General features: G+C 73.2%; 28 protein-coding genes and 1 riboswitch. Of the genes, 14 read left to right on the forward strand and 14 right to left on the reverse strand.

Features of this window, described 5'->3' with window-relative positions:
- Window positions 1-19: 19 nt before the first annotated feature.
- From B6R96_RS26795 to B6R96_RS26825, 7 genes are all read right to left on the reverse strand, one after another.
- Window positions 20-1,483: a cobyrinate a,c-diamide synthase gene (locus tag B6R96_RS26795; RefSeq protein WP_081523861.1), complete on the reverse strand. Its 1,464-nt coding sequence runs from the start codon at window positions 1,481-1,483 to the stop codon at window positions 20-22.
- The gene (gene cobO, locus B6R96_RS26800) at window positions 1,477-2,076 is read right to left on the reverse strand and encodes a cob(I)yrinic acid a,c-diamide adenosyltransferase (RefSeq protein WP_030386572.1); all 600 of its coding nucleotides are present in this window, start codon (window positions 2,074-2,076) and stop codon (window positions 1,477-1,479) included. Before cobO ends, B6R96_RS26795 begins: the two co-directional genes overlap by 7 nt.
- Window positions 2,076-4,208, reverse strand: a complete 2,133-nt coding sequence (locus tag B6R96_RS26805; protein WP_081523862.1) for a putative cobaltochelatase — start codon at window positions 4,206-4,208, stop codon at window positions 2,076-2,078. Before B6R96_RS26805 ends, cobO begins: the two co-directional genes overlap by 1 nt.
- 100 nt (window positions 4,209-4,308) lie before the next feature.
- Window positions 4,309-5,865: a cobyric acid synthase gene (locus B6R96_RS26810; RefSeq protein WP_081523863.1), complete on the reverse strand. Its 1,557-nt coding sequence runs from the start codon at window positions 5,863-5,865 to the stop codon at window positions 4,309-4,311.
- Window positions 5,862-6,824: a cobalamin biosynthesis protein gene (locus B6R96_RS26815; RefSeq protein WP_081523864.1), complete on the reverse strand. Its 963-nt coding sequence runs from the start codon at window positions 6,822-6,824 to the stop codon at window positions 5,862-5,864. Before B6R96_RS26815 ends, B6R96_RS26810 begins: the two co-directional genes overlap by 4 nt.
- A gap of 36 nt (window positions 6,825-6,860) precedes the next feature.
- Window positions 6,861-7,025, reverse strand: a riboswitch (cobalamin riboswitch).
- 100 nt (window positions 7,026-7,125) lie between these two features.
- Window positions 7,126-7,347 carry a hypothetical protein gene (locus B6R96_RS26820; protein ID WP_030386568.1) on the reverse strand — a complete coding sequence of 74 codons (222 nt, stop codon included), beginning with the start codon at window positions 7,345-7,347 and terminating at the stop codon, window positions 7,126-7,128.
- A gap of 48 nt (window positions 7,348-7,395) precedes the next feature.
- Window positions 7,396-8,664 carry an inorganic phosphate transporter gene (locus B6R96_RS26825; RefSeq protein WP_081523865.1) on the reverse strand — a complete coding sequence of 423 codons (1,269 nt, stop codon included), beginning with the start codon at window positions 8,662-8,664 and terminating at the stop codon, window positions 7,396-7,398.
- 310 nt (window positions 8,665-8,974) lie between these two features.
- On the opposite strand from B6R96_RS26825, the gene B6R96_RS26830 reads away from it, so the two are divergent.
- Window positions 8,975-10,105 (forward strand): alpha/beta hydrolase family protein, encoded by a 1,131-nt coding sequence (locus B6R96_RS26830; RefSeq protein WP_081523866.1) that lies wholly within the window; start codon window positions 8,975-8,977, stop codon window positions 10,103-10,105.
- Window positions 10,106-10,331: 226 nt separating this feature from the next.
- Entirely contained in the window at window positions 10,332-11,756 is a 1,425-nt protein-coding gene (locus B6R96_RS26835) for a hypothetical protein (protein ID WP_384508743.1), read from the forward strand.
- 28 nt (window positions 11,757-11,784) lie between these two features.
- Here B6R96_RS26835 and B6R96_RS26840 read toward each other — a convergent pair whose 3' ends face one another.
- Together B6R96_RS26840 and ypfJ are read right to left on the reverse strand one after the other, a co-directional pair.
- Complete coding sequence (locus B6R96_RS26840) at window positions 11,785-12,180, reverse strand: VOC family protein (protein ID WP_030386564.1); 396 nt, start codon at window positions 12,178-12,180, stop codon at window positions 11,785-11,787.
- A gap of 62 nt (window positions 12,181-12,242) precedes the next feature.
- On the reverse strand, window positions 12,243-13,136 hold the full coding sequence (gene ypfJ, locus B6R96_RS26845) for a KPN_02809 family neutral zinc metallopeptidase (protein ID WP_030386563.1): 894 nt from the start codon (window positions 13,134-13,136) through the stop codon (window positions 12,243-12,245).
- A gap of 301 nt (window positions 13,137-13,437) precedes the next feature.
- Here ypfJ and B6R96_RS26850 point away from each other — a divergent pair, with 301 nt between their 5' ends.
- The 8 genes from B6R96_RS26850 to amaP all read left to right on the forward strand — a co-directional run bounded on the left by B6R96_RS26850 (window position 13,438) and on the right by amaP (window position 18,880).
- Window positions 13,438-15,036 carry an ABC-F family ATP-binding cassette domain-containing protein gene (locus B6R96_RS26850; protein ID WP_030386562.1) on the forward strand — a complete coding sequence of 533 codons (1,599 nt, stop codon included), beginning with the start codon at window positions 13,438-13,440 and terminating at the stop codon, window positions 15,034-15,036.
- Window positions 15,037-15,400: 364 nt separating this feature from the next.
- Window positions 15,401-15,622 carry a helix-turn-helix domain-containing protein gene (locus B6R96_RS26855; RefSeq protein ID WP_030010789.1) on the forward strand — a complete coding sequence of 74 codons (222 nt, stop codon included), beginning with the start codon at window positions 15,401-15,403 and terminating at the stop codon, window positions 15,620-15,622.
- Between the two features lie 160 nt (window positions 15,623-15,782).
- Window positions 15,783-16,562: an enoyl-CoA hydratase/isomerase family protein gene (locus B6R96_RS26860; protein WP_030386561.1), complete on the forward strand. Its 780-nt coding sequence runs from the start codon at window positions 15,783-15,785 to the stop codon at window positions 16,560-16,562.
- 127 nt (window positions 16,563-16,689) lie between these two features.
- The gene (locus B6R96_RS26865; RefSeq protein WP_081523867.1) at window positions 16,690-17,136 is read left to right on the forward strand and encodes an Asp23/Gls24 family envelope stress response protein; all 447 of its coding nucleotides are present in this window, start codon (window positions 16,690-16,692) and stop codon (window positions 17,134-17,136) included.
- Window positions 17,137-17,151: 15 nt separating this feature from the next.
- Window positions 17,152-17,337, forward strand: coding sequence for a hypothetical protein (locus B6R96_RS26870; protein WP_030386559.1), 186 nt, complete (start codon window positions 17,152-17,154; stop codon window positions 17,335-17,337).
- 7 nt (window positions 17,338-17,344) lie between these two features.
- Window positions 17,345-17,758, forward strand: a complete 414-nt coding sequence (locus B6R96_RS26875) for an Asp23/Gls24 family envelope stress response protein (RefSeq protein ID WP_081523868.1) — start codon at window positions 17,345-17,347, stop codon at window positions 17,756-17,758.
- Complete coding sequence (locus B6R96_RS26880) at window positions 17,755-18,318, forward strand: DUF6286 domain-containing protein (protein ID WP_203351661.1); 564 nt, start codon at window positions 17,755-17,757, stop codon at window positions 18,316-18,318. Before B6R96_RS26875 ends, B6R96_RS26880 begins: the two co-directional genes overlap by 4 nt.
- 4 nt (window positions 18,319-18,322) lie before the next feature.
- Window positions 18,323-18,880 carry an alkaline shock response membrane anchor protein AmaP gene (gene amaP, locus B6R96_RS26885; RefSeq protein WP_030386556.1) on the forward strand — a complete coding sequence of 186 codons (558 nt, stop codon included), beginning with the start codon at window positions 18,323-18,325 and terminating at the stop codon, window positions 18,878-18,880.
- A gap of 44 nt (window positions 18,881-18,924) precedes the next feature.
- Here the strand turns inward: amaP and B6R96_RS26890 are convergent, their stop codons facing one another.
- The 5 genes from B6R96_RS26890 to B6R96_RS26910 form a co-directional block, all read right to left on the reverse strand.
- A complete protein-coding gene (locus B6R96_RS26890; protein ID WP_081523870.1) occupies window positions 18,925-19,680 on the reverse strand; it encodes an SDR family oxidoreductase in 756 nt (251 codons plus the stop codon).
- A gap of 9 nt (window positions 19,681-19,689) precedes the next feature.
- On the reverse strand, window positions 19,690-20,481 hold the full coding sequence (locus B6R96_RS26895) for an SURF1 family cytochrome oxidase biogenesis protein (protein ID WP_081525276.1): 792 nt from the start codon (window positions 20,479-20,481) through the stop codon (window positions 19,690-19,692).
- A gap of 97 nt (window positions 20,482-20,578) precedes the next feature.
- The gene (locus tag B6R96_RS26900) at window positions 20,579-20,812 is read right to left on the reverse strand and encodes a hypothetical protein (RefSeq protein ID WP_078938101.1); all 234 of its coding nucleotides are present in this window, start codon (window positions 20,810-20,812) and stop codon (window positions 20,579-20,581) included.
- 136 nt (window positions 20,813-20,948) lie between these two features.
- Window positions 20,949-21,926 (reverse strand): DEDDh family exonuclease, encoded by a 978-nt coding sequence (locus B6R96_RS26905; RefSeq protein ID WP_081523871.1) that lies wholly within the window; start codon window positions 21,924-21,926, stop codon window positions 20,949-20,951.
- A gap of 37 nt (window positions 21,927-21,963) precedes the next feature.
- Entirely contained in the window at window positions 21,964-22,587 is a 624-nt protein-coding gene (locus B6R96_RS26910) for a TetR/AcrR family transcriptional regulator (protein WP_030386494.1), read from the reverse strand.
- A 129-nt stretch (window positions 22,588-22,716) separates the two neighbouring features.
- On the opposite strand from B6R96_RS26910, the gene B6R96_RS26915 reads away from it, so the two are divergent.
- Genes B6R96_RS26915 through B6R96_RS26930 form a run of 4 tightly spaced genes read left to right on the forward strand, consistent with a single transcriptional unit; the run spans window position 22,717 to window position 26,923 of the window.
- Window positions 22,717-23,514, forward strand: a complete 798-nt coding sequence (locus B6R96_RS26915; protein WP_081523872.1) for an acetoacetate decarboxylase family protein — start codon at window positions 22,717-22,719, stop codon at window positions 23,512-23,514.
- A 1-nt stretch (window position 23,515) separates the two neighbouring features.
- On the forward strand, window positions 23,516-24,400 hold the full coding sequence (locus B6R96_RS26920) for an SDR family NAD(P)-dependent oxidoreductase (protein ID WP_081523873.1): 885 nt from the start codon (window positions 23,516-23,518) through the stop codon (window positions 24,398-24,400).
- Window positions 24,401-24,410: 10 nt separating this feature from the next.
- Window positions 24,411-25,703, forward strand: a complete 1,293-nt coding sequence (locus B6R96_RS26925; RefSeq protein WP_081523874.1) for an amidohydrolase family protein — start codon at window positions 24,411-24,413, stop codon at window positions 25,701-25,703.
- Entirely contained in the window at window positions 25,700-26,923 is a 1,224-nt protein-coding gene (locus tag B6R96_RS26930; protein WP_081523875.1) for an amidohydrolase family protein, read from the forward strand. The genes B6R96_RS26925 and B6R96_RS26930 overlap by 4 nt, the downstream gene beginning before the upstream one ends.
- Window positions 26,924-26,940 lie beyond the last annotated feature (17 nt).

The raw sequence follows: 26,940 nt of genomic DNA on the forward strand, positions 1-26,940 counted from the left end.
GGGACGGAGGCGACGGCGGTCACCGCCGTGCTGCCGCGGCTTCCGTGAAGCGGCGCGCGACGGACGGCTCCGCCGCCCAGTGCGTGTGCAGATAGCTGGCGTGCACACCCTGCTGGACGAAGCCCTCGACCCTGCGCTCCGGGTGCGTGAACCCCCACGCCGGGGCCGCCCCGGCGCCCGGCTCGATCACCGTCCGGTGGAACTCGTGCCCGCGCAGCCGGGTCCCGGCCCGCGCGAGCGCGCTGTCGGACACCGCCACGGCCTCGCGGTAGCCCAGGGTCAGACGGTCCGACATCCGCGCGTCGGCGTCCAGCACCCCGCACATGGGCTTCCCGTCCAGCGACCGCCCGAGGTACAGCAGTCCGGCGCACTCGGCGGCGACGGGGCCACCGGCCGCGGCGAAGGCGGCGACGGCCGCCCGCAGCGGTTCGTTGGCGGACAGTTCGGGCGCGTACATCTCCGGGAAGCCGCCGCCGATCACCAGGCCGGTGGTGCCGGGCGGGAGCGCCTCGTCCCGCAGCGGGTCGAAGGTGACGACCTCCGCCCCGGCGGCGGTGAGCAGCTCGGTGTGCTCGGCGTAGGAGAAGGTGAACGCGGCTCCGCCCGCGACGGCGACCACCGGCGGCCCGCCGAGGGCTCCGGTGGGGTCTGCGGGTGCGGCGCCGTTGCCGGGGGCGCTGCCCCCGGACCCCAGCGCCCCGAACGCCGGCGGGGCCGAGGCACGGTCCCGGCCGTGCGTCAGCGCAGTGGCCGGCGACCAGGCCTCGCAGTCCAGCGGCGGGGCCGTGCGGGCCAGGGCCATCAGGGCGTCCAGGTCGCAGCCCGCCCGGACCTGCGCGGCCAGCGCCGACACCGAGGCCAGGGCGTCGGTGTGCCGCTCGGCCACCGGGACCAGCCCCAGGTGCCGCGAGGGCGTGGCCACCTGCGGAGCCCGCCGCAGGACGCCGAGGACCGGCATCCCCGCCTCCTCCAGGGCCTCCCGCAGCATCACCTCGTGCCGGTCGGAGCCGACCTTGTTCAGGATCACGCCCCCCAGCCGCACCTGCGGGTCGAAGGACGCGAAGCCGTGCACGAGCGCCGCCACCGACCGCGACTGCGAGGAGGCGTCGACCACCAGCACCACCGGCGCCCGCAGCAACTTCGCCACCTGCGCCGTCGACGCCAGTTCACCCCGGCCCGCGGCCCCGTCGTAGAGCCCCATCACGCCCTCGACCAGGGCGAGATCGCAGCCGGCCGCCCCGTGCGCGAACAGCGGCGCGACCAGCTCCGGCCCGCACATGAAGGCGTCGAGGTTGCGCCCCGGCCGGCCGGTGGCCAGCGCGTGGTACCCGGGGTCGATGTAGTCGGGCCCGGCCTTGTGCGGGGACACGGCGAGGCCGCGCTCCGAGAAGGCCGCCATCAGGCCCGTGGCCACGGTGGTCTTGCCGCTCCCGGACGAGGGAGCGGCGATGACCAGCCGGGGAACGTTGAACGAAGTCACCACTCGATGCCCTTCTGGCCCTTCTGCCCCGTGTCCATCGGGTGCTTGACCTTGGTCATCTCGGTGACGAGGTCCGCGAACTCCACCAGCTTCTCCGGCGCGTTGCGGCCCGTGATCACCACGTGCTGCGTGCCGGGGCGGCCCCGCAGCACCTCGATGACCTCGTCGACGTCGATCCAGCCCCAGTGCATCGGGTAGGCGAACTCGTCCAGCACGTACAGCTTGTGCGTCTCGGCGGCCAGATCGCGCTTGACCTGCTCCCAGCCCTCCTTGGCCGCCTGCTCGTTGTCGAGCTGCGCGTCCCGCTGGACCCAGGACCAGCCCTCGCCCATCTTGTGCCAGACGACGGAGCCGCCCTCCCCGGAGGCGCCGAGCACCTTGAGCGCGTTCTCCTCGCCGACCTTCCACTTCGCCGACTTGACGAACTGGAACACCCCGATCGGCCAGCCCTGGTTCCAGGCGCGCAGCGCCAGCCCGAAGGCCGCCGTGGACTTGCCCTTGCCGGGGCCGGTGTGGACGAAGACCAGCGGACGGTTGCGGCGCTGACGCGTCGTGAGTCCGTCGTCCGGAACGACGGACGGCTGTCCCTGAGGCATTACGCGGCCCTCCTGTTGCTGTTGGGTGAGGCAGTGGCTGCCACTGCCGTACGTACGTTCTTCACGAGCCCGGCCAGCGAGTCGGCCCGCAGCCCGTCGAGCGTGACGGCGGGACCGCCGAGGTCCCGGGCCAGTACGCCGGCCAGCCCCAGCCGCACCGGCCCCGACTCGCAGTCCACGACCACGGAGGCGACGCCCCCGGCCTGCAGCAGCCGCGCGCTGTGCCCGGCGAGCTCCCGCGGGGTGCTGTCCGTACGGCCCCCGGCGTTCCCGGCGGAGGTGGCCCGCCCGTCGGTGACGACCACCAGCAGCGGCCGGCGCGAGGGATCCCGCAGCCGCTCGATCCGCAGCACCTCGTGGGCCTTCAGCAGCCCGGCGGCGAGCGGGGTGCGGCCACCGGTCGGCAGCTGCTCCAGCCGGGCCGCCGCAGCGTCCACCGAGGAGGTCGGCGGCAGGGCCAGCTCGGCCGTGGCCCCGCGGAAGGTGATCAGGCCGACCTTGTCCCGGCGCTGGTAGGCGTCCAGGAGCAGCGAGAGCACGGCGCCCTTGACCGCGCCCATGCGCTGCCGGGCGGCCATGGAACCGGAGGCGTCGACGACGAACAGGACGAGGTTGCCCTCGCGGCCCTCCCGCGAGGCCTGGCGCAGATCGTCCTTGCGGATCACCAGACCGCGCCCGGACCGGCCGCGCGCCTTCTGGTGCGGGGCGGCGGCCTGGATGGTGGCGGCCAGGTGCAGCTTCGTCAGGTGCCCGCGCGGGCGCTGGGCGCCGGTGGTGCGGCCGTGGGCGGTGCGGGCGCGGGACCGGCGGCCCGACGCGCCCTCGCCGAGGCCGGGCACGCTCAGCATCTTGGTTCGGAACGGCTCGGCGGCGCGTACGGCGGCCTGCTCGGGCCCGGTGCTCTCCTGGGCGGAGGGCTGCGGCTCGGGCGACTCCGGCGACTCCGGTGCCTGCGGCGCGTCCGCGGAATCGGACTCGGGCTGCCGCTCGGTCCCGGGGGTGTCCGGGCCGCCGCCCTGCGGGGGAGTGCCGCCGGGGCCGCCGTCCGGGCCGCCGTCCTCGGGGCCCCCGTCGTCGTCGGGGCCCTGCGGCTCGGGCTCCGGGTCGGGCTCCGGCTCCTCGTCGGGGAACTCGTCCAGGATCCGGTCGAGCATGTCCTCGTCGAGCCCGGGCGCATCGAAGGGGTTGCGGCGCCGCCGGTGGGGGAGCGCCAGCAGGGCGGCCTGCCGGACGTCCTCCTTGCGCACCTCCGTGCGCCCGGCCCAGGCGGCCAGCGCGGTCGCCGTCCGCGCCATCACGATGTCGGCGCGCATTCCGTCGACCTCGAACCCGGCGCAGGTCGCCGCGATCTGCAGCAGCGCGGTGTCGCCCAGCGAGACCTTCGGCAGCAGCGCCCGAGCGGCCACCACGCGGGCCCGGATCTCGTGCTCGTCACCGGCCCAGCGGGTCGCGAAGCCCGCGGGATCGTCCTCGTAGGCGAGCCGGCGGCGGACGACCTCGACGCGCTGGGCGGGCTCGCGGGAGGCGGCCACCTCGACGGTCAGCCCGAACCGGTCGAGGAGCTGCGGGCGCAGCTCGCCCTCCTCCGGGTTCATCGTGCCGACCAACAGGAAGCGGGCGGCGTGCCGGACGGAGACGCCCTCGCGCTCCACGTACGAGGCGCCCATCGCGGCGGCGTCCAGCAGCAGGTCGATCAGGTGGTCGTGGAGGAGGTTGACCTCGTCGACGTAGAGGATGCCGCGGTGGGCGTCGGCGAGCAGGCCGGGCTCGAAGGCCTTCACGCCCTCGGCCAGGGCCCGTTCGATGTCGAGGGCGCCCACGAGGCGGTCCTCGGAGGCGCCGACGGGCAGCTCCACCATGCGGGCGGGCCGCAGGGCGCCGGGGCCGGGCTCGTGCGGGCCGTCCGGGCAGGCCGGGTCGGGCCCGGCGGGCGCGCAGCTGAACCGGCAGCCGGACACGACGTCCACCTTCGGCAGGAGTGCCGACAGGGCGCGGACGGCGGTGGACTTGGCGGTCCCCTTCTCGCCGCGCACGAGCACCCCGCCGACTGCCGGGCTCACGGCGTTGAGCAGGAGCGCCAGCCGCAGGTCGGACTGGCCGACCACTGCGGTGAACGGATAGGGCGTGCTCATGCGTTGCTCACTCCTTGGAAGGTGCGGACCGTTGCCGGGGCTCCGCCCCGGTTTCGGGAAGGGGCGGGGTGGGGGAAGGCCCCCCGCTGGGCCCGGCCCGTCACGGTGCGCCCGGGGGGAGGAACGGCAGGCCCGCGGGGGCGCCGTCCTCGATGAGCCGCAGCAGCGCATCCGTATCGGCGTGTTCTTCGATCAGGTCGCCCAGCAGGTCGAGCTGCTCCTCCCGCAGCGCACCGAACGAGGTGTCCGGCGCCGGGACGAAGGCGCGTCCAGCGGCCGCCGCCACCTCACGCAGGAACGCCCGGCGGAAGCCGTCCGACTCCAGCGAGCCGTGCCAGTGGGTGCCCCACACCGATCCGACCCGGCAGCCGTCCAGGAAGGCCTCGCCGCCCAGCACCTCGGCCACGCCGTGGTGGATCTCGTAGCCGGTGACCTCCTCGCCGAGCGCCGTCCCGGAGGGCCGCGCCAGGGTCTTCTCCCGCTCGAAGCGGACCCGTACGGGGAGCAGCCCGAGGCCGTCGACCTCGCCCGCCCGGGATTCGACCTCGTCCGAGATGCGCTCGCCCAGCACCTGGAAGCCGCCGCAGATGCCCAGCACCGGCCGCCCCTCGGCGGCCCGCCGCAACAGCGCGTCAGCGAGCCCGCGTTCGCGCAGCCACTGCAGGGCCTTCACCGTGCCCCGGGTGCCGGGTACGACGACCAGGTCCGCGTCGGCCAGTTCCTCGGCCCGGTCCACGAACCGCACCACGACCCCCGGCTCCGCCGCGAGCGCGTCGACGTCCGTGAAGTTCGACATCAGCGGTACCGCGCACACGGCGACGCGCAGCACGTCCGCGCCGACCGGCGGCGCCACCACGGACTCCCGTACCGCACCGCGCAGCGAGACCCGCAGGCCGTCCTCCTCGTCGATGCCCAGCCCGTGCCGGAACGGCAGCACCCCGTAGGTGGCCCGGCCCGTGAGGCCGCGCAGCATCTCCATGCCCGGCTCCAGCAGCGATACGTCGCCGCGGAACTTGTTGACCATGTACCCGGCGATCAGGGCCTGGTCCTCGGGGGACAGCAGCGCCGTCGTCCCGAAGAAGGACGCGAAGACCCCGCCGCGGTCGATGTCCCCGACCACGACCACCGGGAACCGCGCGGCCCGCGCGATCCCCATGTTCACGATGTCGGTCCGGCGCAGGTTGATCTCGGCCGGACTCCCCGCCCCCTCGCAGATCACGGCGTCATACGTGCCCCGCAGCTGCTCCAGGCAGTCCGTGACGATGCCGAGCAACTGCTCCTGGCGCCCGCCGTGCAGCGCCTTCCCGGGGGACGACCCCTCGGACCCGAAGAACCCGCGGGCGCTCATCTCGCCCACCGGCTTGCCCAGGAGCACCACCTGGCTGCTGCGGTCGCTGCCCGGCTTGAGCAGCACCGGGTTCATCAGCGCGGTCGGCTCCACTCGGGCCGCCTGGGCCTGCATCGCCTGGGCGCGGCCGATCTCGGCGCCCTCCAGGGTGACGAAGGAGTTCAGCGACATGTTCTGTGCCTTGAAGGGCGCCACCTTCACGCCCTGCCGGGCCAGCCAGCGGCAGATGCCCGCCGTGACCACGCTCTTGCCCGCGTCCGACGTGGTGCCCGCGACCAGCAGACCCCCGCCGCGCTTCGCGCCGCTCATCCGCGCCGCCCCCTCCGTGTCGTACGGGATACCAGCAGCCGGGCGGCCACGCAGGCGCCCAGTGCCAGCCAGGTCACCTGCCGCGACAGCCGGACCGCGCGCTCGATGTCCGCGACCTCCACCGGACGCCCGGCGGAGCCGTTCAGCACGGCCCGGTGCTCGACCCGGCCCCCGTAGGCGAGGGTCCCGCCCAGCCGGACGCCGAGCGCCCCGGCGAACGAGGCCTCGACAGGGCCGGCGTTCGGGCTGGGGTGCGCGGCGGCGTCGGCGCGCCAGGCCCGTACGGCGCCCCGCCGGTCGGGTCCGGCCAGTACGGCGGCGACCGCCGTCAGCCGGGCTCCGGGCCAGCCGGCCAGGTCGTCGAGGCGGGCGGAGGCCCAGCCGTAGTGCAGGTAGCGGGGGGACCGGTGGCCGACCATCGCGTCCAGGGTGTTCACGGCGCGGAAGGCCAGCAGCCCGGGGACCCCGGCGACGGCGCCCCACACCAGGGCCCCGACCACCGCGTCGGAGGTGTTCTCGGCGACGGACTCCACGACGGCGCGGGCCATCTGCTGCCCGTCGAGGGACTGCGGGTCGCGCCCGCACAGGTGCGGCAGCCGCTCGCGGGCCACCTCGGTGTCCCCGGCGGCGAGCGCGCCGCCGATGGCGCGGGCCTCCCGGCCCAGCGAGGTGCCGCCCACGACGGCCCAGGTGGCGGCGGCGGTCAGGGCGATACGGACGGCGGCGGGCCGGGAGCGCACGGCGCGGGCGCCCAGCGCTCCGACGGCTGCCGCGCCCCCGGCGCACACCAGGGTGTGCAGGAGGCCCCGGGCGCGGTCGTCGCGCCACAGGGAGCGCTCGACGGCGGCGGCGGCTCGTCCGAAGGCGGCCACGGGGTGCCCTCGGCGCGGATCACCGAGGATCCGGTCGCCGATCAGGCCCGCCGTGACGCCGTACGCGAAGACGCGATCGGCACGCATGGTGGCAGGTATGTCCTCACTCAGGGTCCGCGCCCTGGTTCGACGTGTCCGGCGGCGAGAGTTCCTGGCTCCCGGGACGCACGCGCGGCGTGCGCACCCGGTGACAGTGGCGGGACCGCGCCGGATTCGCACCGGACTTCCTCTCCATGCCGCCGTATTGGCTCGGGCAGTCCACCATGCACCGCGAAGCCCGTCAACTCGCCGTTGACCTGCGGCGCGGTAGGGGCGCGGGATGCGAAAAGCTCCCTCCGGGACAAACCCGGAGGGAGCCTTCACGCCCGATCGGCCGCGGAGCGGCGGATCAGGCGACGATCAGGTAGATCGCGTAGCCCACGGCAGCCGCGACGAGCGCGAAGCAGGCGTACGCGCCGCTGCGGGCGAGGGTGGCGGTGCCGCCCTGTTCGGTCGCGGTCTCGTGCTTGGACAGGCCCACCAGGCCCAGGGTGAAGAGGGCCACGAGGGCGACGGTGGCGAGGAGGCTGACCCCGAAGACGGAGCCGAGCGCTTCCCAGTCGATCTTCATACTGCCGCTTTCTGAAGGGTGCGGGTCTCTGCGTGGTCTCTGTCTCGGTCAGACCGCGGCGGCCGGAGCGGCCGGGGTCTGCGTCGCGGCCGGGATGGTGGCCCTGAGGTCCTCGTCCGTGACCGCGGCGATGGTGCCGGCGGCGGCAACGGTCGGCGGGACGGTGACCGCGGCGATCGCCGTGGTGACGACACCCGGCTCCTCGGCGCCGGCCGGCTCCACCTCGTTGACGTTGTTGTGGTCGACGACCTGGCGGCGCGAGATGAGCCAGATGGCCAGGCAGGAGCCGATCAGGAAGAGCGTGACCGCGGCGATGCCGACGTCACCGATGCGCATGACCAGCTCGGCACCGGCCGAGACCAGCGCGGCGGCCGGCAGGGTCAGGCCCCACGCGACGAACATGCGGGTCGCGGTGGACCAGCGGACCACACCGCCCTTGCGGCCCAGGCCCGCACCCATGACCGCACCGGAGCACGAGTGGGTGGTGGAGAGCGAGAAGCCCAGGTTCGAGGAGGCCAGGATGACGGACGCGGCCGAGGTCTGGGCGGCGAAGCCCTGCTGCGGGTGCAGGTCGGTCAGGCCGCTGCCCATGGTGCGGATGATGCGCCAGCCGCCCAGGTAGGTACCCATGGCGATGGCCAGACCGGCGGAGACGATGACCCAGACCGGGGGGTTCGCGTCGGGCGCGATGGCGCCGCCGGCGATGAGGGCCAGGGTGATGATGCCCATCGTCTTCTGCGCGTCGTTGGTGCCGTGCGCGAGGGAGACGAGACCGGCCGAGGCGATCTGACCGGCGCGGTACCCCTTGGCGGAGGTCTTCTCGCCGACCTTGTCGCCCAGCTTGTAGGTGAGCTTGGCGGCCAGGTACGCGGCGATGCCGGCCACCAGCGGGGCGGCGATCGCGGGGATGAGGACCTTGGTGACGACGACGCTGCCGTTGACCGCGCCGATGCCGGCGGAGGCGACCGCGGCACCGATCAGGCCACCCATCAGGGCGTGAGAGGAGCTGGAGGGGAGACCGACCAGCCAGGTGACGAGGTTCCAGAGGATCGCTCCGACCAGGGCGGCGAAGATCACCTCTGGCTGGATGCCCTCCTCGTTGACCAGTCCCTTGGAGATCGTCTTGGCGACCTCCACGGACATGAACGCGCCGACGAGGTTGAGCACGGCGGACATGGCCACCGCCGTCTTGGGCTTGAGGGCGCCGGTCGAGATGGTGGTGGCCATCGCGTTGGCCGTGTCGTGGAAACCGTTCGTGAAGTCGAACACGAGAGCGGTAATGATCACGATCCCGAGGAGAAGCGTTATGTGCTCCATTTACCCAGGCTTCTGTTTGACGTCAGTGGCTCGGCGACCGTAGGCAACCTGGATGAACGGAAGGTGAACTGACTCGGGCGGACCGGTGTACTGGGACAGGGTGCGATCGGGCCATTCGTCCTGATTCTGGCGTAGATAACGCCATTAATGCACGTCAAAGCCGGGTGAATGAACCCCTCCGCAGCAGGGTCGCCGTGTATGCGATCCCGCCTCCCGGACCCCGAATGAGACCTAGATCACTTCCTCCGCGCCCGAGGTGGAGGGATCTCCTCCGGTGGCCCGCCCGCGGTCGCGCCCCGACACTGGAGCCGTGCGAACCGCGACAGCAACGGCTGCGGCCGTCACCACGACCCTTCTGGGTGCCGGCGCGGCCGCCGTCGCCGTCGGCCGGTACGCCGCCGACGCGGCCCTGCGGCCCCAACCCGGACGTCCGCTCCCCGGCGGGCCGAAGCTCAGCGTCCACTCCACCGCCGCCGGCCGGATCACCCTCACCCGTTCGCTCGCCTCCCTGCGCCCCGGCACCTACGGCCTGATCGCACCCGGCGTGCACGCCGTCGTCGGCCCGGTGCTCCCCGACGCCGACCCCGGCCCGGACGCCGTCGTGCGGGAGCTCGTATCCGTCACCCACGGCACCCTCCACCCCGGCGCCCGCGTCACCCTCACCCCCCAGGTGTACGTCGGCAACCCGGGCACCGCCCTCGGGCTCGACCACGCCGACGTGGACATCCCCGGGGAGCTCGGCGCCCTGCCCGCCTGGTTCGTGCCCGCGGTCCGCGACACCTGGGTGATCACCGTGCACGGGCTCGGCAGCAGCCGCGAGCACCCGATGGTGGTCATGCCCTTCCTGCACCGCCACCGGCTCCCCGTACTGGACCTCGGCTACCGGGGCGACCTCGGCGCCCCCGCTTCCCCGGACGGCCTCGGCCACCTCGGCGAATCGGAGTGGCGCGACCTGGACGCCGCCATCCGCTACGCCGTGCGCTACGGAGCCCGCCGGGTGATCCTGCACGGCTGGTCCACCGGCGCCACCATGGCCCTGCACGCGGCCGAGCGCTCGGCGCTGGCCCATCTGATCTCCGGGCTGGTGCTGGACTCGCCGGTGCTCGACTGGCACACCACCCTGCGCGGACTCGCGGCCGCACGCGGCACTCCGGCCGTGGTGCTGCCGCTGGCGGTCCGGGCCGCCGAGGGCCGCGCGGGCCTGCGCGCCGACCGCCGGCCGGCGGGTGCGGACCCCGGCGCACTGCGCGTCCCCGTACTGATCTTCCACGGCCCGGACGACGCGCTCGCCCCCTGGGGGCCCTCCCGCCGCCTCGCCGCCGCCCGCCCCGATCTCGTCACCCTGCACACCGTGGGCGGGGCCGGCCACGGCGCGATGTGGAACGCCGACCCGGCCGGCTACGAGGAGGCCCTGCGCCGCTTCCTCACTCCCCTTATGTGAAGACGCGGCGAAGGCCGGGTGGGGGCCCGGCCGGGGCCGGGGGGTGGATCAGGGCGAACGGCCACGCGAACGGCCGTGAACAGCCAGGTGCGAAGGCCCCGTCATGTGAAGGCCCTGTGACGGGCCGAGCCCTGCGGGCGGCTTGTCCCGGTCTGCACTGCGGGTGGCCGGCGGCAACGACCGGTTCCGTTTGGGCTTTCGGCCAGTGACGGGCGAGACTGCTTCCGTGACGTCCCGAAAGCCTGATGAGCAGTTGGCTCGCGACTCCAGACTCCGACTCGTCTCGCCGCGCTCCGTCGCCGCGGCCCGCAAGGCGGTGACCGACCGACGTACCCGGCCCGCGCCCCGGCCCCCGGCGGGTACGCCCGCCACGGCCGACCTCGCGAACCGGGCCAGGGCCTCGCTCGCCGACGCCGTACGCCTGACCCGCTGGGCCGAGCTCAACCTCGGTGCCGGAGACGGCGGCCGGCCCGCCCCCACGGGCGCCCTGCCCGCCGCCGACGTCGAACGTGCCGCCGGAGAACTGGGACTGACGCACGGCCAGATCCGGGTCGGCTGGGACCGCGCCCGACTCGCCGGACTGGTCGAGGTGCACGGCGGCCACGCCCGCCCCGGCTGGCGGCTGCGCGCCTGGGACCGCGACGACACCGCCGTACTGCGCGGCTGGGTCGCGCTCTTCGACGCCTGGTCGCTGGTCCATCCCGCCCCCGCGGACATCGCGCCCTCGGCCGTCGCCGAGGTCGTCGAGGCGATGCCCCAGCTCCTCTCCCTGCTCCAGCTCTCCGCCGGCCCGGTGACCGTTCCCGACCTGCTCGACCTGCTCGGGCAGCGCGTCACCGAACTGCGCGACGAGCGCTGCGAGATCCCCTACGAGGCCGAGCCCGCGGCGGCCCTGACCTCCGCGGCCGGCTCCGCCGAGGCCCGCCCCGTCCCGCTCGCCCGGCTGCTGCGCTGGGCGCTCGGCGGACTCGCCGCCGTGGACGCCGTCACCCTCGGCCCCGCCCGGGCCACGCTCACCCCGCTCGGAAGCTGGGCCGTCTGGGTCAAGCTGGAGCAGATCTGCGTCGCGGCGCAGAGCCCCGCCGGGAACATCGAGCAGTCCGCCGCCGCCATGCTGCACGGCTGCGCGCGGCTCACCCCCGGCCCGGCCCGCGCCGAGTACCGGGCCTGGCTCGCCGCCCGGCCCGTCGGCCACGCCGTGGCCGAGCTGCTGCAGGCGGCCCGCGGCGAGGACGCCCTGCTGCGCGGCCTCGCCTTCGAGGCGCTGCGCGTGGTCGGCGCCCCCGCCGAGCCCGAGGTGCGCGCCGCCGTGCGCGAGCCCGCTCTGCGCCCCTACGCCCTGCTCTGGCTCGCCGAGCACGACGGGATCGACCCCGACGAGGCGCAGTACGTCCTGACCGCGGAGGAGTCGACCTGGCTGTGGGTGGACACCGCGGCCGCCATCGCCGACCACGGCGAGGCCGAGCTGCTGGCCCGCCACCTGGACTCGGCCGTCCGGACCACCGTCCCCCGGCTGCTGGACGAGGTCCGCGCGGTCGGCCATCCGCGCACCGTGCAGGTGCTGGTCGCGCTGGCCGCCGCCCACCCCGACCCGACGCTGGCCAAGGCCGTCCGCAGGGCCGCCTTCCAGGTCCACACCGGCGGCGAGTGAGGGCGCAGGGGCGTGCGCGTCGGCAGGGTCAGACCTGCGGCGCGTACGTCCCGAAGCTCCAGACGTTGCCCTCGGCGTCGCGTGCCATGTAGTCGCGGGAGCCGTAGTCCTGGTCGGTGGGCTCCATCAGGATCTCCGCGCCGTGCTCGACCGCCCGCCGGTGGTGGGCGTCCACGTCCTCGACCACGACATAGACCCCCGAGGGGCCGGCGCCCTGCATGGCCTTGTCGAAGGCCCCGCCGCTGCCCGAGCTGCCCAGCATCACCATGCCGTTGCCGTACGCCAGCTCGGCGTGCATCACCGCGCCGTCCTCACCCTCGTAGACGGCGACCTGGGTGAAGCCGAACGCCTCGGTCAGCAGCCGGATGGCAGCCTTCGCATCGCGGTAGACCAGCGTGGGACAGATGGACGGAACGCCTGCCATGACGATCACTCCCTCTCGTGACGGTGACCCGCGTCACACAGCATGGCAGGCGCCGCCGACAGTCAGCGGAAGGTGTTGCACTGGGCCATGTCGCCGGTCCGGTAGCCCTGGTAGAACCACTGCTGCCGCTGCTCGGCCGAGCCGTGCGTCCAGGACTCCGGGGTCACCCGGCCCTGGAACTTCTCCTGGATCCGGTCGTCGCCGACCGCGGCGGCCGCGTCCAGCCCGTCCCTGATGTCGTCCTCGGTCAGCGTCTTGATCAGCGGCCGCCCCGTGGACGCGTCCGCGACGTTCGTGGCGTTGTGCGCCCACACCCCCGCGTAGCAGTCGGCCTGCAGCTCGACCTTGACCGCATTGCTGTTCGCGCCCTGCCGGCCGTCCTGGGCCCGCTGGAGGGTTCCGGTCAGGTTCTGGATGTGGTGCCCGTACTCGTGGGCGATGACGTACGCCTGCGCGAAGGGGCCGCCGGTCGCGCCGAACTTCGTCCGCAGGTCGTCGAAGAAGTCGAGGTCCAGATAGACCTTGCGGTCCGCGGGGCAGTAGAAGGGGCCCACCGCCTCGGTCGCCATCCCGCACGCCGTGTTCACCCGGTTCTCGAAGAACACCGTGTTCGCCGGGGTGTACTGGCCACCGCGCCGGGCGAACTCCTGCTTCCAGAAGGCCTGGGTGCTCCTGACGACCGCCACGAGCCGGCAGTCCTCGCGGGTGTTCGCGTCCTGCCCCGTCGTACAGGCCTGCTGCACCTCGCTGAGCGACGAGGAGGCCGGCGCCGGTTCCGTCTCCGTGGGGGACAGCCCCAGCTGGTCCGGCCCCACACCGAACAGCAGCCCCATGACCAGGGCGATGAGACCGACGATGCCGCCGCCCACCGTGGCCTTCCCGCCCGGGATGCGGCTGCCGCCGCGCCTGTCCTCGACCTCGGAGCCGTCGAGTCTGGCGTCGTCGTCGAACTGCATCCCGCACCGCCCTCCACGCGTGAAACAGGTGCGGTCGCGTCTCCGCCCATGCGGCGAGTATCAACCCATTCATCCCGGTACGCGCCTCGGCCACCCCGGAGAGCCACTGATCCGGACGGGGGACGGACGGGGGGTGCGGGGGAGCGGCGGCAGGCCTGCGGGCGGCCCGGCCCGCGCCCGGAAACCAGTTGCACACCCCCGGTAGAATGTCTCTCATGGCAAATCTCCTCGCGGATTAGCGGCGTCGAAGCTTCGCGTCCTGCCCCCCTTCCGCCGTCCCCACCCGCCCTGGAGTATTTCCGTGATCACCGCCACCGGCATCGAGCTGCGCGCCGGCGCCCGCGTCCTCATCGAGTCCGCCTCCTTCCGCGTCGCCAAGGGCGACCGCATCGGCCTGGTCGGCCGCAACGGAGCGGGCAAGACCACGCTCACCAAATGCCTCGCGGGCGAGGGCCAGCCCGCCGCCGGCTCCATCGCCCGCTCGGGCGAGGTCGGCTACCTCCCGCAGGACCCGCGCACCGGCGACCTCGACGTACTGGCCCGCGACCGGATCCTGTCCGCGCGCGGTCTCGACGTACTGATCAAGAAGATGCGCGCCAACGAGGAGCGCATCGCCACCGGCACCGGCGGCACCCGCGACAAGGCGATGAAGCAGTACGAGCGCCAGGAGACCGAGTTCCTGACCAAGGGCGGGTACGCCGCCGAGGCGGAGGCCGCGACCATCTCGGCCGCCCTGGGCCTGCCCGACCGGGTGCTCGGCCAGCCGCTGCACACCCTCTCCGGTGGTCAGCGCCGTCGCGTCGAGCTCGCCCGGATCCTCTTCTCGGACGCCGACACCCTGCTCCTCGACGAGCCCACCAACCACCTCGACGCCGACTCGATCGTCTGGCTGCGCGACTACCTGAAGACCTACCGCGGTGGCTTCATCGTCATCTCCCACGACGTCGACCTCGTCGAGACCGTCGTCAACAAGGTCTTCTACCTGGACGCCAACCGCTCCCAGATCGACGTCTACAACATGGGCTGGAAGCTCTACCAGCAGCAGCGCGAGGCGGACGAGAAGCGCCGCAAGCGCGAGCGTCAGAACGCCGAGAAGAAGGCCGCGGCCCTGAACTCGCAGGCCGACAAGATGCGCGCCAAGGCCACCAAGACCGTCGCCGCGCAGAACATGGCCAAGCGCGCCGACCGGCTGCTCGCGGGCCTGGAGGCCGTCCGCGTCTCCGACAAGGTCGCCAAGCTCCGCTTCCCGGACCCGGCGCCCTGCGGCAAGACCCCGCTGACGGCCGAGGGCCTGTCGAAGTCGTACGGCTCGCTGGAGATCTTCACCGACGTCGACCTGGCGATCGACAAGGGCTCGCGCGTCGTCATCCTCGGCCTCAACGGCGCCGGCAAGACCACCCTGCTGCGGCTGCTCTCGGGCACCGAGAAGCCGGACACCGGCACCGTCGTCCCCGGCCACGGCCTCAAGCTCGGCTACTACGCGCAGGAGCACGAGACCCTGGACCCGGAGCGCACGGTCCTGGAGAACATGCGCTCCTCCGCGCCCGACCTGGACCTGGTCGCCGTCCGCAAGACGCTCGGCTCCTTCCTCTTCTCCGGCGACGACGTGGACAAGCCCGCCGGGGTGCTCTCCGGCGGCGAGAAGACCCGTCTCGCCCTGGCGACCCTGGTCGTCTCCTCGGCGAACGTGCTCCTGCTCGACGAGCCCACGAACAACCTCGACCCGGCCAGCCGCGAGGAGATCCTGGGCGCGCTGCGCACCTACAAGGGCGCCGTCATCCTCGTCACGCACGACGAGGGCGCCGTCGAGGCGCTGGAGCCGGAGCGGATCATCCTGCTTCCGGACGGCGTCGAGGACCTGTGGGGACCGGACTACCGGGACCTGGTGGCCCTCGCCTGACCGGGTTCCGGTTCCCGTTCCGCTTCTGATCCAATTCCTTATGGATCATTCGGCTCACGGGTGATCCATCATCTGAGTGAGACGGTCTCGTACCGTTGCGCGTCGTACGACGGCCCCGGCGGCGCCCGTGAGGGTGCGCGACCGGGGCCGTTCGTTTTCCGGTTCCGCGCCCCTGACCTGGTGATTCCCGGCGGGGGCAGCGGAGTGTGACGGAAGTCATGCGGCGGAAGAGAAGATTCCGTTCTGCTCGGGTGTCCACCCCTCGGGAAATGCCGTCGTACCGACCTTGCTGAATGGGTGGCCAGGAAGCGTGGGAGGGGTGATCATGAGAAGTCCAGAGCGCACTTCCCATGAGGAGGCACGGGTGGCCGAGACTCTGAAGAAGGGCAGCCGGGTAACCGGCGCCGCGCGCGACAAGCTCGCGGCAGACCTGAAGAAGAAGTACGACTCCGGTGCGAGTATCCGGGCGCTGGCCGAAGAGACCGGCCGGTCCTACGGATTCGTCCACCGGATGCTCAGTGAGTCCGGGGTATCGCTGCGTGGTCGCGGAGGCGCGACGCGTGGCAAGAAGGCGGCTACGGCCTGACCCCGGTCCCATCGGTTCCGACGCTCCAACGGATTCAAGGTTCATCATGATCCGACGGTTCCTTCGGTGACCCCCCGGTCGGCCTTCCGGTCGGCTGGGTGGTTACTGTGCAGTCACTTAGGCCGAGCTTGCGGCCGACTGCACACCGGAGGCATGAAAGATGGCTCTGCTCGACAAGGACGGCGTACGACTCACCGTCGACGACACGGTCGCCACGGTGACACTGACCAATCCGGCCAAGCGAAATGCCCAATCCCCCGCGCTCTGGCGGGCTTTGGCCGAGGCCGGAAGGTTGTTGCCGGGCACCGTCCGGGTCGTCGTGCTGCGCGGTGAGGGCAAGTCCTTCTCCGCAGGGCTCGACCGGCAGGCGTTCACCCCCGAAGGTTTCGAGGGCGAGCCGTCCTTCCTCGATCTGGCACGCGGTTCGGACGAACTGCTCGACTCCACGATCGCCGAGTACCAGGAGGCATTCACCTGGTGGAGGCGTAACGACATCATCTCCGTCGCCGCCGTGCAGGGGCACGCGATCGGCGCCGGCTTCCAGCTCGCGCTCGCGTGCGACCTGCGCGTGGTCGCGGACGACGTGCAGTTCGCCATGCGCGAGACCAGCCTGGGCCTGGTCCCCGACCTGGCCGGCACCCAGCCCCTGACCTCCCTGGTCGGCTACGCCCGCGCGCTCGAGATCTGCGCGACGGGCCGCTTCGTGCACGCCGAGGAGGCTGAGCGGGTCGGCCTCGCCAACCTCGTGGTCCCGGCGGACGAGCTCGACGCCGCCGTCCAGGACCTCACCACGGCCCTGCTCGCCCCGGCGCGGGACGCCGTGATCGAGACGAAGACGCTGCTGCGCTCCGCCACGTCCCGCCCCTACGACGACCAGCGCGCCGCCGAGCGCGCGGCGCAGGCCCGCCGCCTGCGCGACCTTGCGGGTCTCTCCGACTGACGGCCGCGTTCCGGTCGGCGCACCGGCGCAAGCCGGCCAGCCGACCGGCGTAGTCCCGGAGCGCCGGCGCGGCCCGGCGCCTAACGTGGTGCGGAGTGAGTCCGCTATCCATGTGAAGGGACACGCGATGACCGAAACCGCATCAGGGGGCTCCGTATCCGGGGGCTCCGGCAAGGCGCCCGGCGACCGGGGACGTACGTCCATCGCCGACGGGGTGGTCGAGAAGATCGCCGGGCTGGCCGCCCGCGAGGTGGTCGGCGTACACGCCATGGGCAGCGGCAGCGGCCTCTCCCGTACCTTCGGGGCCGTCCGCGACCGGGTGCCCGGCGGCGGCAAGGCCGGCGTCAGCCGCGGGGTCAAGGCGGAGGTCGGCGAGACACAGACGGCCCTCGACCTGGAGATCGTCGTGGACTACGGGGTCTCGATCCGCGCCGTGGCACGGGCGGTCCGGGAGAACGTCATCTCGGCGGTCGAGCGGATGACTAGCCTGGAGGTCGTCGAGGTCAACATCGCGGTCAGCGACGTCAAGCTGCCCGACGAGCCCGACGAGGAACCGGAATCCCGTCTCCAGTAGCCGAGAGGAGTCCGCATGAGCATGGCGATCGCCGGACTGTTCGCCGGCATGGCCCTGGCGTTCGCCGGCTACTTCGGTGGCTTCGGGGCCTTCCTCCTGGTGGCGGCACTCGGCGCCATCGGCTTCCTCGTGGGCAGGTTCCTCGACGGGGACCTGGAACCGGGGGACCTGTTCCGCCGCCGCGACGACCGGCGCGGGTGAGGCGCCGATGAGCAGCACCAGCAGCAACAGCACCAGCAGCAAGAGCATCAGCGGCAGCAGCGGACCGCCGCGCTCCGCCGTGTCCCGGGTCGCCGCCGGCGACCGCGGTGCCACCCGGATCGCCGACCGGGTCGTCGCCAAGATCGCGGCCCAGGCCGCCCGGGAGGTGCTCGACACGACCTCGGGCACGCCCGCGCACGCCACCGTCACCGTGCACCACGACATCGCGCGGGTCCGGGTGAGCCTGGAGCTGGACTACCCCTCCGACCTGGCCGCACAGTGTGCGGCCGTACGCCGCCAGGTCGCGCTCCGTGTCGAGGAGTGCGCGTCGATGTCCGTACCCGAGGTGGACATCGACATCGAGCACCTGCACTCCACCCACACCCGGACCGCCCACGGGCGGGACCGGCGGCTGCGGTGAAGGCCCCCCGGTCCGACCGGGTCCACCGGTTCCGCTCCGCGCGGCGGGTACCCGCCGCGCTCACCGCCCTGGTCTTGCTCGGGGTGGCGGGCCTGTTCCTGTACGACCTGGCCGCCGTACGGGCCGACCGGCCCGCCATGGGCTGGCGCCGCGATCTCACGGACGCCCTCGCCACGCACACCCCCGCGGACCTGGAGGTGCAGCTGATCGCCGGGGCCGTCGCCCTGGCAGGGGCGGTGCTCCTGCTGCTGGCGCTCGCCCCCGGACTCCGGGGGATCCTGCCGATGCGGCCCCCGGACGGGACGGACGCGGGGGCGCGGGTCCGCGCCGGGCTCGGGCGCAAGGACGCCGCGCAGGTCCTGCGGGACCGGGCCATGGAGGTCTCCGGGGTGCGGTCCGTGCGGGTCAAGGTGGGCCGGTCCCGGGTCGGGGTGCGGGCCACCTCGCACTTCCGCGAGCTGGACGACGTACGGGCCGACCTGGACGAGGTCCTGGCCGTCGGCATCGAGGAACTGGGGCTCGCGCACCCGCCGCAGCCGCGCGTACGGGTCAGGAGGTGACGGGGTGCTCGGGACGGTGAACCGGATCCTGCTGGCGGTGGCCGGAGCGGTCCTGCTGGCGGTGGGGATCGTGGTGCTGACGGGCGCGTGGCCGCTGCACGGCCGCCACGCCCCGCTGCTGAGCGAGGAGACCCGCAGCCGCTACTGGCACGCCGACGGCTGGTGGTGGTGGGCGGTGGCCGCCGGACTCGCCGTGGTGGTGCTGCTGGCGCTGTGGTGGCTGCTCTCCCAACTGCGGCGCTCCCGGCTGGGAGCGGTGGTCGTCGACAGCGGGGACGGGGCGTTCGCCCTGCTGCGCGGGCGCGCGCTGGAGGAAGCGGTGGCCGCGGAGGCCGGCGCCGTGGACGGGGTCGCCGGCTGCCGGGTCGCCCTGCGCGGCCGCCGCGGGTCGCCGGCACTGCGGGTCGCGCTGCAACTGGAACCCCACGCGGTTCCCGCCGACGCCCTGGCCGCCGTGGCCGGCCCGGTCCTGACCCACGCCCGCACCTCGGCGGGCCTCCCGGAACTCCCCGCGGAGGCCCGCCTCAAGGTGACGTCCCACCGGGCCCAGCGCGTGACGTAGGGGCGTAGGGGGCGTCCCGTCGATCACGCCGGGCGCCCGGTGGGTCAGAAGCCGTGCCGGGAGCCGCCGTCGACCGGCAGCATGACGCCCGTCAGGTACGAAGCCGCCGGGGAGAGCAGGAAGGCCGCCGTACGGCCGAACTCCTCCGGGGCGCCGTAGCGGCGCAGCGGGATGCGGGACTCGTTCCCGGCCCGCGCCGCCGCGGCGTCACCCGACAGGGCGTCGAGCTCGCGCACCCGGTCGGTGTCGATGCGCGCCGGAAGGAGACCGACGACCCGGATCCCGCGCGGGCCGAGCTCCAGCGAGAGGGACTTCGCGAAGCCCGCCAGACCCGGGCGCAGGCCGTTGGAGATGGTCAGGCCGGGGATCGGCTCGTGCACCGAGCCCGACAGGACGAAGCCGATGACCCCGCCCTCGCCCAGCTCGGCGGCGGCCGCCCGGGCGAGGCGGACCGCGCCCAGGAAGACCGACTCGAAGGCGGCCGACCACTGCGCGTCGGTGTTGTCGGCCGCGAAGCCCGGCGCCGGTCCGCCGACGCTGATGAGGATGCCGTCGAGGCGGCCGAAGCGCTCGCGGGCGGTGGCGACGAGCCGTGCGGCAGCCTCCGGGTCGGAGTTGTCGGCCGCGACCCCGGCCGCGTTCGGGCCGAGCTCGGCGGCGGCGTCGGCCGCCCGCTTCTCGTCCCGGCCCGTCAGGAGGACCTTCGCGCCGTCGGCGGTCAGTTCCCGGGCGGAGGCGAGACCGAGGCCGCGCGTGGCCCCGGTGACGATGTAGACACGGTCTTTCAGTCCAAGATCCATGCCGACACGCTACGCCGTCGCCGGCTCCTGCCGGGAGGCTTCGGCGCCGGCCGCCTCTTCCTCGCGCTCGCGCTTCTCACGGCGTACGAGGACCACCCAGCCCACCGGAACCGCGCCGGTGAACAGCCACCACTGGACGGCGTACGCCATGTGTGGGCCGATCGAGTCGTGGTCGGGGTCGGAGATGGTCTCCGGGCTGCCGTCCGCCGGTTGCGGAGCGGTCAGCTCCATGTACCCGCCGAGGACCGTACGGCCCAGGTACTCGGCCTGCTGCGCGCTGTTGATCAGCATCACCTGACGGTCCGGCAGGCCCTTGCGGTCCTTGATGCCGCTGCCGCCGCTGGTCTCGTCGGCCTTCAGCCGGCCGGTGACGGTGACCTCGCCGGCGGGCGCGGCCGGCACCGGCGGGTAGGCGCGCGGGTCGTCGCCGCCGGGCACCCAGCCCCGGTTGACCAGGACCACCCGGCCGTCGGAGAGGACCAGCGGGGTCAGGACGTGGAAGCCGACCTTGTCGTCGTTGTCGGTGCGCATCCGTACGACGACCTCGTGCGCGGTGTCGTACGTACCGGTCGCGGTGACCGCGCGCCAGAAGTCGGCGCGGGGCACCCGGTGTCCGGGGGAGGTGACCTCGTTCACGGGTACCGGCTTCGCCCGCAGGTTCGCCTCGATCAGCTGGTTCTGCGTGACCCGGTGCTCATGGCGGTGGTACTGCCAGAACCCCAGCTTGATCATCACGGGGATGAGGGCGAGGGCGATCAGGGTGAGGAACACCCACTGCCGGGTCAGCACAAAGCGGTACACGCCCACGACGGTACCCGCAGTGCGAAGGACCCCGGCAGCCGGGTGGCCGTCCGGGGTCGGGAGGGGAGGCGGACGAGTCGGATGGTGCCGGACGGAGTCAGACGCGGTCGACGATGCCCACCTTCCCCTCCGCCCGGGCGCAGTGCGCCCCGCAGAACCACTGCCCCTCGACCTCGACGCCCTGGCCGATGATCGAGACCCGGCAGTGCTCGCAGACGGGCGCCATGCGGTGGATGGCGCAGGAGAAGCAGTCGAAGACGTGCACGGCGCCCTGCGCGTGCACCTCGAAGGACATGCCGTAATCGTTTCCGCAGACCTCACAACGTGCCATGGGCCGAATGCTGCGCACGGGGAAGGAACGGAACAAGATCCAGCGGGGTGAGTCGCCGCGCCTGCACCCGGCCGGCGCAACGCCCGTTCGGTCAGGGCCGGGGCGGGGCCGGGTCAGGACCGGGTCAGTACCGGGGTCAGGACTCGGCCGGGGCCACGTCCCGCAGCAGCTGGGTGAAGGCCGCCTCGTCCACGACCGGGGTGCCGAAGCTCTTCGCCTTGACGGTCTTGGAGGTCGCCGAGTCGGGGTCGTTGGTCACCAGCAGGCTGGTGAGCCGCGACACACTCGTCGCGATGTGCAGGCCCGCCTCGACCGCGCGGTCCTCCAGCAGCTCCCGCTCCACCGAGGTGTCCCCGGAGAAGGCGATCCGCATGCCCTGCTTCAGCGGCTTGCCGTCCTCGAAGCGCCCCGGATTGGGGTGCGGGCACGGCGGCCGCTTGCGCGAGGGCCGCCAGCTGCCGCCCCGGTAGGAGGCCTGGTACCCCACCCGTGGGGTGGCGGCGGAGTCCGACCACTCCGTCAGCGGACGGCACTCCAGCAGGGGGAGCCGTACGCCGCCCTCCGCGGCCGCGTGCAGCGAGGGGCGGAAGGCCTCCGCGAGCACCCGGGCGTCGTCGAGCGCGTGGTGGGCGCGCTGCTGGACCACGCCGAAGTGCGCGGCGAGGGACTCCAGCTTGTGGTTGGGCAGCGGCAGGTTCAGTTCCTTCGACAGGGCGATGGTGCACAGCCGCTGACGGACCGGCGCGGTCGCCGCGGCCCGCGCGTACTCCCGGGCGATCATCTGCCAGTCGAAGATGGCGTTGTGCGCGACCAGCACCCGGTCCGCGAGGCGGTCGGCGAACTCCTCGGCGATGTCCTCGAAGAGAGGTGCGTCGGCGAGCATCGCGCTCGTCAGCCCGTGGATCCACACCGGTCCCGGGTCCCGCCGCGGGTTGACCAGCGTGTACCAGTGGTCCTCCACATTGCCCTGGGCGTCGAGCCGGTAGACGGCGGCGGAGACTATCCGGTCGTCGCGAGCGAGTCCGGTGGTCTCCACGTCGACGACCGCGTACCCCTGTGGGTACGCGGTCGGCCACATCGTGTCTGCGGTCGTACGGTCGTCGAGCATGGTCACAGAGGATATCGGCCCCGACTGACAGCCGTGGCCCGCTCTACCTGCCGGGCGCGAGCAGGGCGTGCACCAGGGCCCGTACGGACAGCAGGAACAGCCGGTCCGGGTCCGCGGGCCGGGCCAGGGCGCGGGCGAGGGCCGGGTCGTGCGGGGCCGCGGCCGGGTCCCAGAGCTCGCTCTCGGCCGGGGACTGCGCGGGAGCGCGCTCGCGGTTGCGTTCGACGAGGAGGTACCCGACGACCTGGAACTGGACGGCGCGCACCGCGTCCGCCGCCCGGGCGCCGCGCAGCCCGGCGGCGTGCACCTCGTGGACGAGCGCCTGCTGGGCGGGCAGGAACATCCGCTCGGTGAGCCCCCGTTCGTGGACCATCGCGATCAGGTGCGGTCGCTCGCGCAGTTCGCGGCGCAGGATCCGGGCCACGGACAGGATCCGTTCGGCGGGGGTGCGGCCGGACGGCCGGATGGCGCCCATCTCCTCGACGGTGCGTTGCACGAGCGCGTCGAGGAGGGACTCGCGGTTGCCGACGTGCCAGTAGATGGACGTCACCGCGGTGCCCAGCTCAGCGGCGAGCTTGCGCATGGTCAGGGCGGCCGGGCCGTGCTGCTTGACGAGCGAGGCGGCGGCCTCCAGCACCTCGTCGCGGGTGAGCGTGGTTCTGGCCACGGCCGTCCCACCACCAATCTGTCGGATCGTCAGTTCTGGTCCGTGCAGGGGTCTTTACCCTTCATCGGTGGCGGTGTAACTGTGTTACAGAGCGGACCCGACCCCCCGAGACGAGGGATGGTGCGAGAGATGGCACGCGTACGGTACGGAGCGCGGACCGAGGCCGAGATCGCGGCGTCGCGCGAGAAGAGCTCGAAGCTCCCCGACATCTGGTCCACCGGTGTCGTGGCCGTCTGGGAGAGCGACCCCGACGTGGTGGCGGCCGTCCTGCCGCCGCCGCTGAAGCCGGCCGACCGGCCCCTCGTACGGGCCAACATCAGCAAGGTCGACCTGCCCGGCTACCCGCTCGGCGCCGGCTCGGTGGCTGTCGCCGCCCGGCACGGCGGGGTGGAGGGCTGGTACCCCCTGGTCATGCCGATGACCCATGAGCGCGCCCTGACCGGCGGCCGCGAGGTCTTCGGCGAGCCGAAGAAGCTGGGCGAGGTCACCGTGGAGCGCGACGGCCTCGTCGTGCACGCCTCGCTCGCCCGGCACGGCATCGCCTTCGTCGAGGTGCGCGGCGCGGTGGACCGCGCGCTGTCGCTGCCCGAGCCCTCACAGAAGACCGACTTCTACTTCAAGTTCCTTCCCGCGGTGGACGGTTCGGGCTTCGACGCCGACCCGGTGCTCGTGCACTGCACGCGCAACGAGAAGGTCCGCAAGCTGGAGCACATCACCGGCGACGTCGTGCTGCGCGAGTCGATGTTCGACCCGATCGCCGACCTTCCCGTCCGCCGGATCGTGGAGATCACCATCGGCGAGAAGACCACCGACCAGAAGGGCCGGGTCGTGGAGCGGGTCAGCGCACAGGCCCTGCTCCCTTACATCCACCAGCGCTACGACGACCCCATGCAGATCCTGGACGGACCGCCCGAGGGAAGTGTCTGACATGAGACTCGAACCAGGACAGGTGGCCGTCGTCACCGGAGCCGCCGGCGGCATCGGCCTCGCGATGGCCCGCCGCTTCGCCGCCGAAGGACTGAAGGTGGTCCTCGCCGACGTCGAGGAGTCCGCCCTGCGCAAGGCCGCCGATGCACTCGTCGCGGACGGGGCCCAGGTCCTCGCCAGGGTGGTCGACGTCAGCGACCGCGACTCCGTGAACGCGCTGGCCGACGCCGCCTACGAGGCCTTCGGCGCCGTGCACGTGCTCTGCAACAACGCGGGCGTCGGCTCCGGAGCCGAGGGCCGGATGTGGGAGCACGAGCCCAACGACTGGAAATGGGCCTTCTCCGTCAACGTGTGGGGGGTCTTCCACGGCATCCAGGCCTTCGTCCCCCGCATGATCGCCGCCGGCGGCCCCGGCCACGTCGTCAACACCTCCTCCGGCGACGGCGGCATCGCCCCCCTGCCCACCGCCTCCGTGTACGCCGTCACCAAGGCGGCCGTGGTCACCATGACGGAGTCGCTCTACGCCCACCTCAAGGCGGAGGGCACCGCCGTCGGGGCCTCCGTCCTCTTCCCCGGACCGCACATGCTGCGCACCGGGCTGTGGGAGTCGCACCGCAACCGGCCCGAGCGCTATGCGAAGCAACGGCCGCGCAAGGCCCCGTACCGCAGCCTCGACCAGTACGAGGCGGCGATGAAGAAGGCCGGCCACGAGGTGCGGTTCACCCCGGTCGAGGAGGTCGCCGAGCACGTCGTCGACGGCATCCGCGCCGACCGCTTCTGGATGCTCCCGGCCGGCGAGCACAGCGACCGGCAGATCCGCGCCCGGTCGCAGTCGATGCTCGACCGGTCCAACCCCGCCTACCTGGAAAGCTTCATCCTCGACTGAGGGGCCCGACGTGTCCGACGCAGCGTACGAAGACCCGTATCTGATCATCTCCTCCGACTGCCACGCGGGCCTGCCCACCGAGCAGTACCGGCCCTACCTGGACTCCCGCTTCCACCCCCAGTTCGACGAGTTCCTCGGCCAGCGCGACGCCCGCCGTGCCGAGGCCACCCGCCTGGGCGTCCGCAACGAGGCCTTCGCCGAGAAGTGGTTCCACGACCACGAGGAAGGCCTCAAGGGCGGCTGGGACACCGGCCGGCGGCTGAAGGAACTCGACGGCGACGGCGTGGCCGCCGAGGTCGTCTTCCCCGACGCGGACGCCGTCGACAGCCAGACCGCCGCCCCCTTCGGAGTGGGCCTCGGCCTCTCCGGCGACCAGGACCCCGAGCTCGGCATGGCGGGCGCCCAGGCGCACAACCGCTGGCTCGCCGAGTTCGTCGGCCAGAACCCGGAGCGCCACTGCGGAGTCGCCCTGCTCCCCATCACGGGCGAGCCGCAGAAGGTCGTCGCCGAGATCCACCGGGCCAAGGCGTCCGGGCTGGGCGCGCTGATGATCCCCGCGATGTGGGTGGACAAGGCGCCCTACCACGACCGGCGCTACGACCCCGTCTGGGCGGCAGCCGCCGAGACGCAGATGCCGATCGTCACCCACTCCGGGTCCTCGCCGCGCCACGAGTACGGCGACCACCTGGGCATCTTCGTCTCCGAGGTCACCTGGTGGCCGGCCCGGCCGCTGTGGTTCCTGCTCTGGTCGGGCGTCTTCGAGCGGCACCCCGGCCTGCGGTTCGGCGTCGCCGAGGCGGGCTGCTGGTGGCTGCCGAACCAGCTGTGGTTCATGGACCGGCTCTACCTCGGCGCGCACGGCGGCAAGAAGCTCTCGCCGTTCGAGGAGCTGAAGCGGCCGCCGAGCGAGTACCTGGACCGCCAGGTCTTCATCTGCGCGACGAACACCAAGCGCCGCGAGCTGGCCCAGCGGTACGAGATCGGCGTGGACAACATCCTGTGGGGCTCGGACTTCCCGCACCCCGAGGGCACCTGGCCGAACACCCGGACCTGGCTGCAGAACACCTTCCACGACATCCCGGTCTCCGAGACCCGCCGGATGCTGGGGCTCGCGGCCGCCGAGGTCTTCGGCTTCGACACCGCGAAACTGGCCCCGATCGCCCGCCGGATCGGCCCCACCCCGGCGGACTTGGGCCAGTCCCCGGACCAGGCGGCGGTGGAGGCCTCCTGGTCCCGCTCCCGCGCGGTGGGCCGCCACTGGCTCACGGACAACGACTTCCCCGTGCTGGGGGTGAACCCGTGACGTCCGAGGACCGCTACACGGTGATCTCGGCGGACTGCCACGCCGGCGCCGACCTGCTGGACTACAAGCCGTACCTGGAGAAGCGCCACCACGAGGACTTCGACGCCTGGGCCGCCACGTACGTGAACCCGTACGAGGACCTCCTCGCGGACACCGCCGACCGCAACTGGAACTCCGCGCGGCGCCTCGCGGAGCTGGAGACCGACGGGATCGTCGCCGAGGTCGTCTTCCCCAACACCATCCCGCCGTTCTTCCCCAAGGCCTCCCTCATGGCCCAGCCGCCGACGGCCGCCGAGTACGAGATGCGGTGGGCGGGGCTCCAGGCCCACAACCGCTGGCTGGCGGACTTCTGCGCGGACGCGCCCGGGCGCCGGGCGGGGGTCGCCCAGATCCTCCTCAACGACGTCGACGCGGCGGTCGAGGAGATCCGCCGCACGAAGGAGGCGGGCCTGACGGGCGGCATCCTGCTGCCCGGCGTGCCGCCCGGCTCCACCGTCCCCGAGCTGTACTCGGCCGCCTACGACCCGATCTGGGCGGTGTGCGACGAGCTCGACGTCCCGGTCAACCACCACGGCGGCTCGGCCTCGCCGCCCCTGGGCGACGAACCGGCGGCCCGGGCCGTCTTCATGGTGGAGACGACCTGGTTCTCGCACCGCGCCCTGTGGCACCTCGTCTTCGGCGGAGCCTTCCACCGCCACCCGGGCCTGAAGCTGGTCCTGACGGAGCAGGGCTCCGGGTGGATCCCCGGGGTGCTGGAGATGCTGGACTACTACCACGGCCGGCTGGTCGCGGCGTCGGCCACGGCCGAGTCCAAGTTCGGCGCGGGCCTCGCGGAGTCGATGGGCAGGGGCCCGAGCGAGGTCTGGCGGGACAACTGCTTCGTGGGGGCGAGCTTCATGCGCCCCCACGAGGTCCCGCTGCGGGAGCGGATCGGCCTCGACAAGATCATGTGGGGCGCCGACTACCCCCACGACGAGGGCACCACCCCCTTCTCCCGCGAAGGCCTCCGCATCGCCTACGCGGGCCTGCCGCGCGAGGAGGTCGCCGCGATGGTCGGCGGCAACGCGGCCCGCGTGTACGGCTTCGACCTCGCGCTGCTGGACGCGGTCGCGGCGAAGCACGGCCCGCTGGTCACGGAGATCGCCGAGCCGTTGACGGCCGTGCCCCCGCAGGCCACGAGCCCGGCCTTCGCCCGCGGCGGCTCGGTCCGCGTCTGGTGACACCGCCTCCCGCGGGA

It is taken from the genome of Streptomyces sp. Sge12, from assembly GCF_002080455.1.
In the GTDB taxonomy this organism is placed as follows: Bacteria; Actinomycetota; Actinomycetes; order Streptomycetales; family Streptomycetaceae; genus Streptomyces.

Excerpts from the sequence above, each read along its gene's own strand:
- cobO (WP_030386572.1), bottom strand. The coding sequence starts at position 2,076 with ATGCCTCAGGGACAGCCGTCCGTCGTTCCGGACGACGGACTCACGACG.
- B6R96_RS26805 (WP_081523862.1), bottom strand. The coding sequence starts at position 4,208 with ATGAGCACGCCCTATCCGTTCACCGCAGTGGTCGGCCAGTCCGACCTG.
- B6R96_RS26810 (WP_081523863.1), bottom strand. The coding sequence starts at position 5,865 with ATGAGCGGCGCGAAGCGCGGCGGGGGTCTGCTGGTCGCGGGCACCACG.
- B6R96_RS26815 (WP_081523864.1), bottom strand. The coding sequence starts at position 6,824 with ATGCGTGCCGATCGCGTCTTCGCGTACGGCGTCACGGCGGGCCTGATC.
- B6R96_RS26820 (WP_030386568.1), bottom strand. The coding sequence starts at position 7,347 with ATGAAGATCGACTGGGAAGCGCTCGGCTCCGTCTTCGGGGTCAGCCTC.
- B6R96_RS26825 (WP_081523865.1), bottom strand. The coding sequence starts at position 8,664 with ATGGAGCACATAACGCTTCTCCTCGGGATCGTGATCATTACCGCTCTC.
- B6R96_RS26840 (WP_030386564.1), bottom strand. The coding sequence starts at position 12,180 with ATGGCAGGCGTTCCGTCCATCTGTCCCACGCTGGTCTACCGCGATGCG.
- ypfJ (WP_030386563.1), bottom strand. The coding sequence starts at position 13,136 with ATGCAGTTCGACGACGACGCCAGACTCGACGGCTCCGAGGTCGAGGAC.
- B6R96_RS26860 (WP_030386561.1), top strand. The coding sequence starts at position 15,783 with ATGGCTCTGCTCGACAAGGACGGCGTACGACTCACCGTCGACGACACG.
- B6R96_RS26865 (WP_081523867.1), top strand. The coding sequence starts at position 16,690 with ATGACCGAAACCGCATCAGGGGGCTCCGTATCCGGGGGCTCCGGCAAG.
- B6R96_RS26870 (WP_030386559.1), top strand. The coding sequence starts at position 17,152 with ATGAGCATGGCGATCGCCGGACTGTTCGCCGGCATGGCCCTGGCGTTC.
- B6R96_RS26875 (WP_081523868.1), top strand. The coding sequence starts at position 17,345 with ATGAGCAGCACCAGCAGCAACAGCACCAGCAGCAAGAGCATCAGCGGC.
- B6R96_RS26890 (WP_081523870.1), bottom strand. The coding sequence starts at position 19,680 with ATGGATCTTGGACTGAAAGACCGTGTCTACATCGTCACCGGGGCCACG.
- B6R96_RS26900 (WP_078938101.1), bottom strand. The coding sequence starts at position 20,812 with ATGGCACGTTGTGAGGTCTGCGGAAACGATTACGGCATGTCCTTCGAG.
- B6R96_RS26915 (WP_081523872.1), top strand. The coding sequence starts at position 22,717 with ATGGCACGCGTACGGTACGGAGCGCGGACCGAGGCCGAGATCGCGGCG.
- B6R96_RS26920 (WP_081523873.1), top strand. The coding sequence starts at position 23,516 with ATGAGACTCGAACCAGGACAGGTGGCCGTCGTCACCGGAGCCGCCGGC.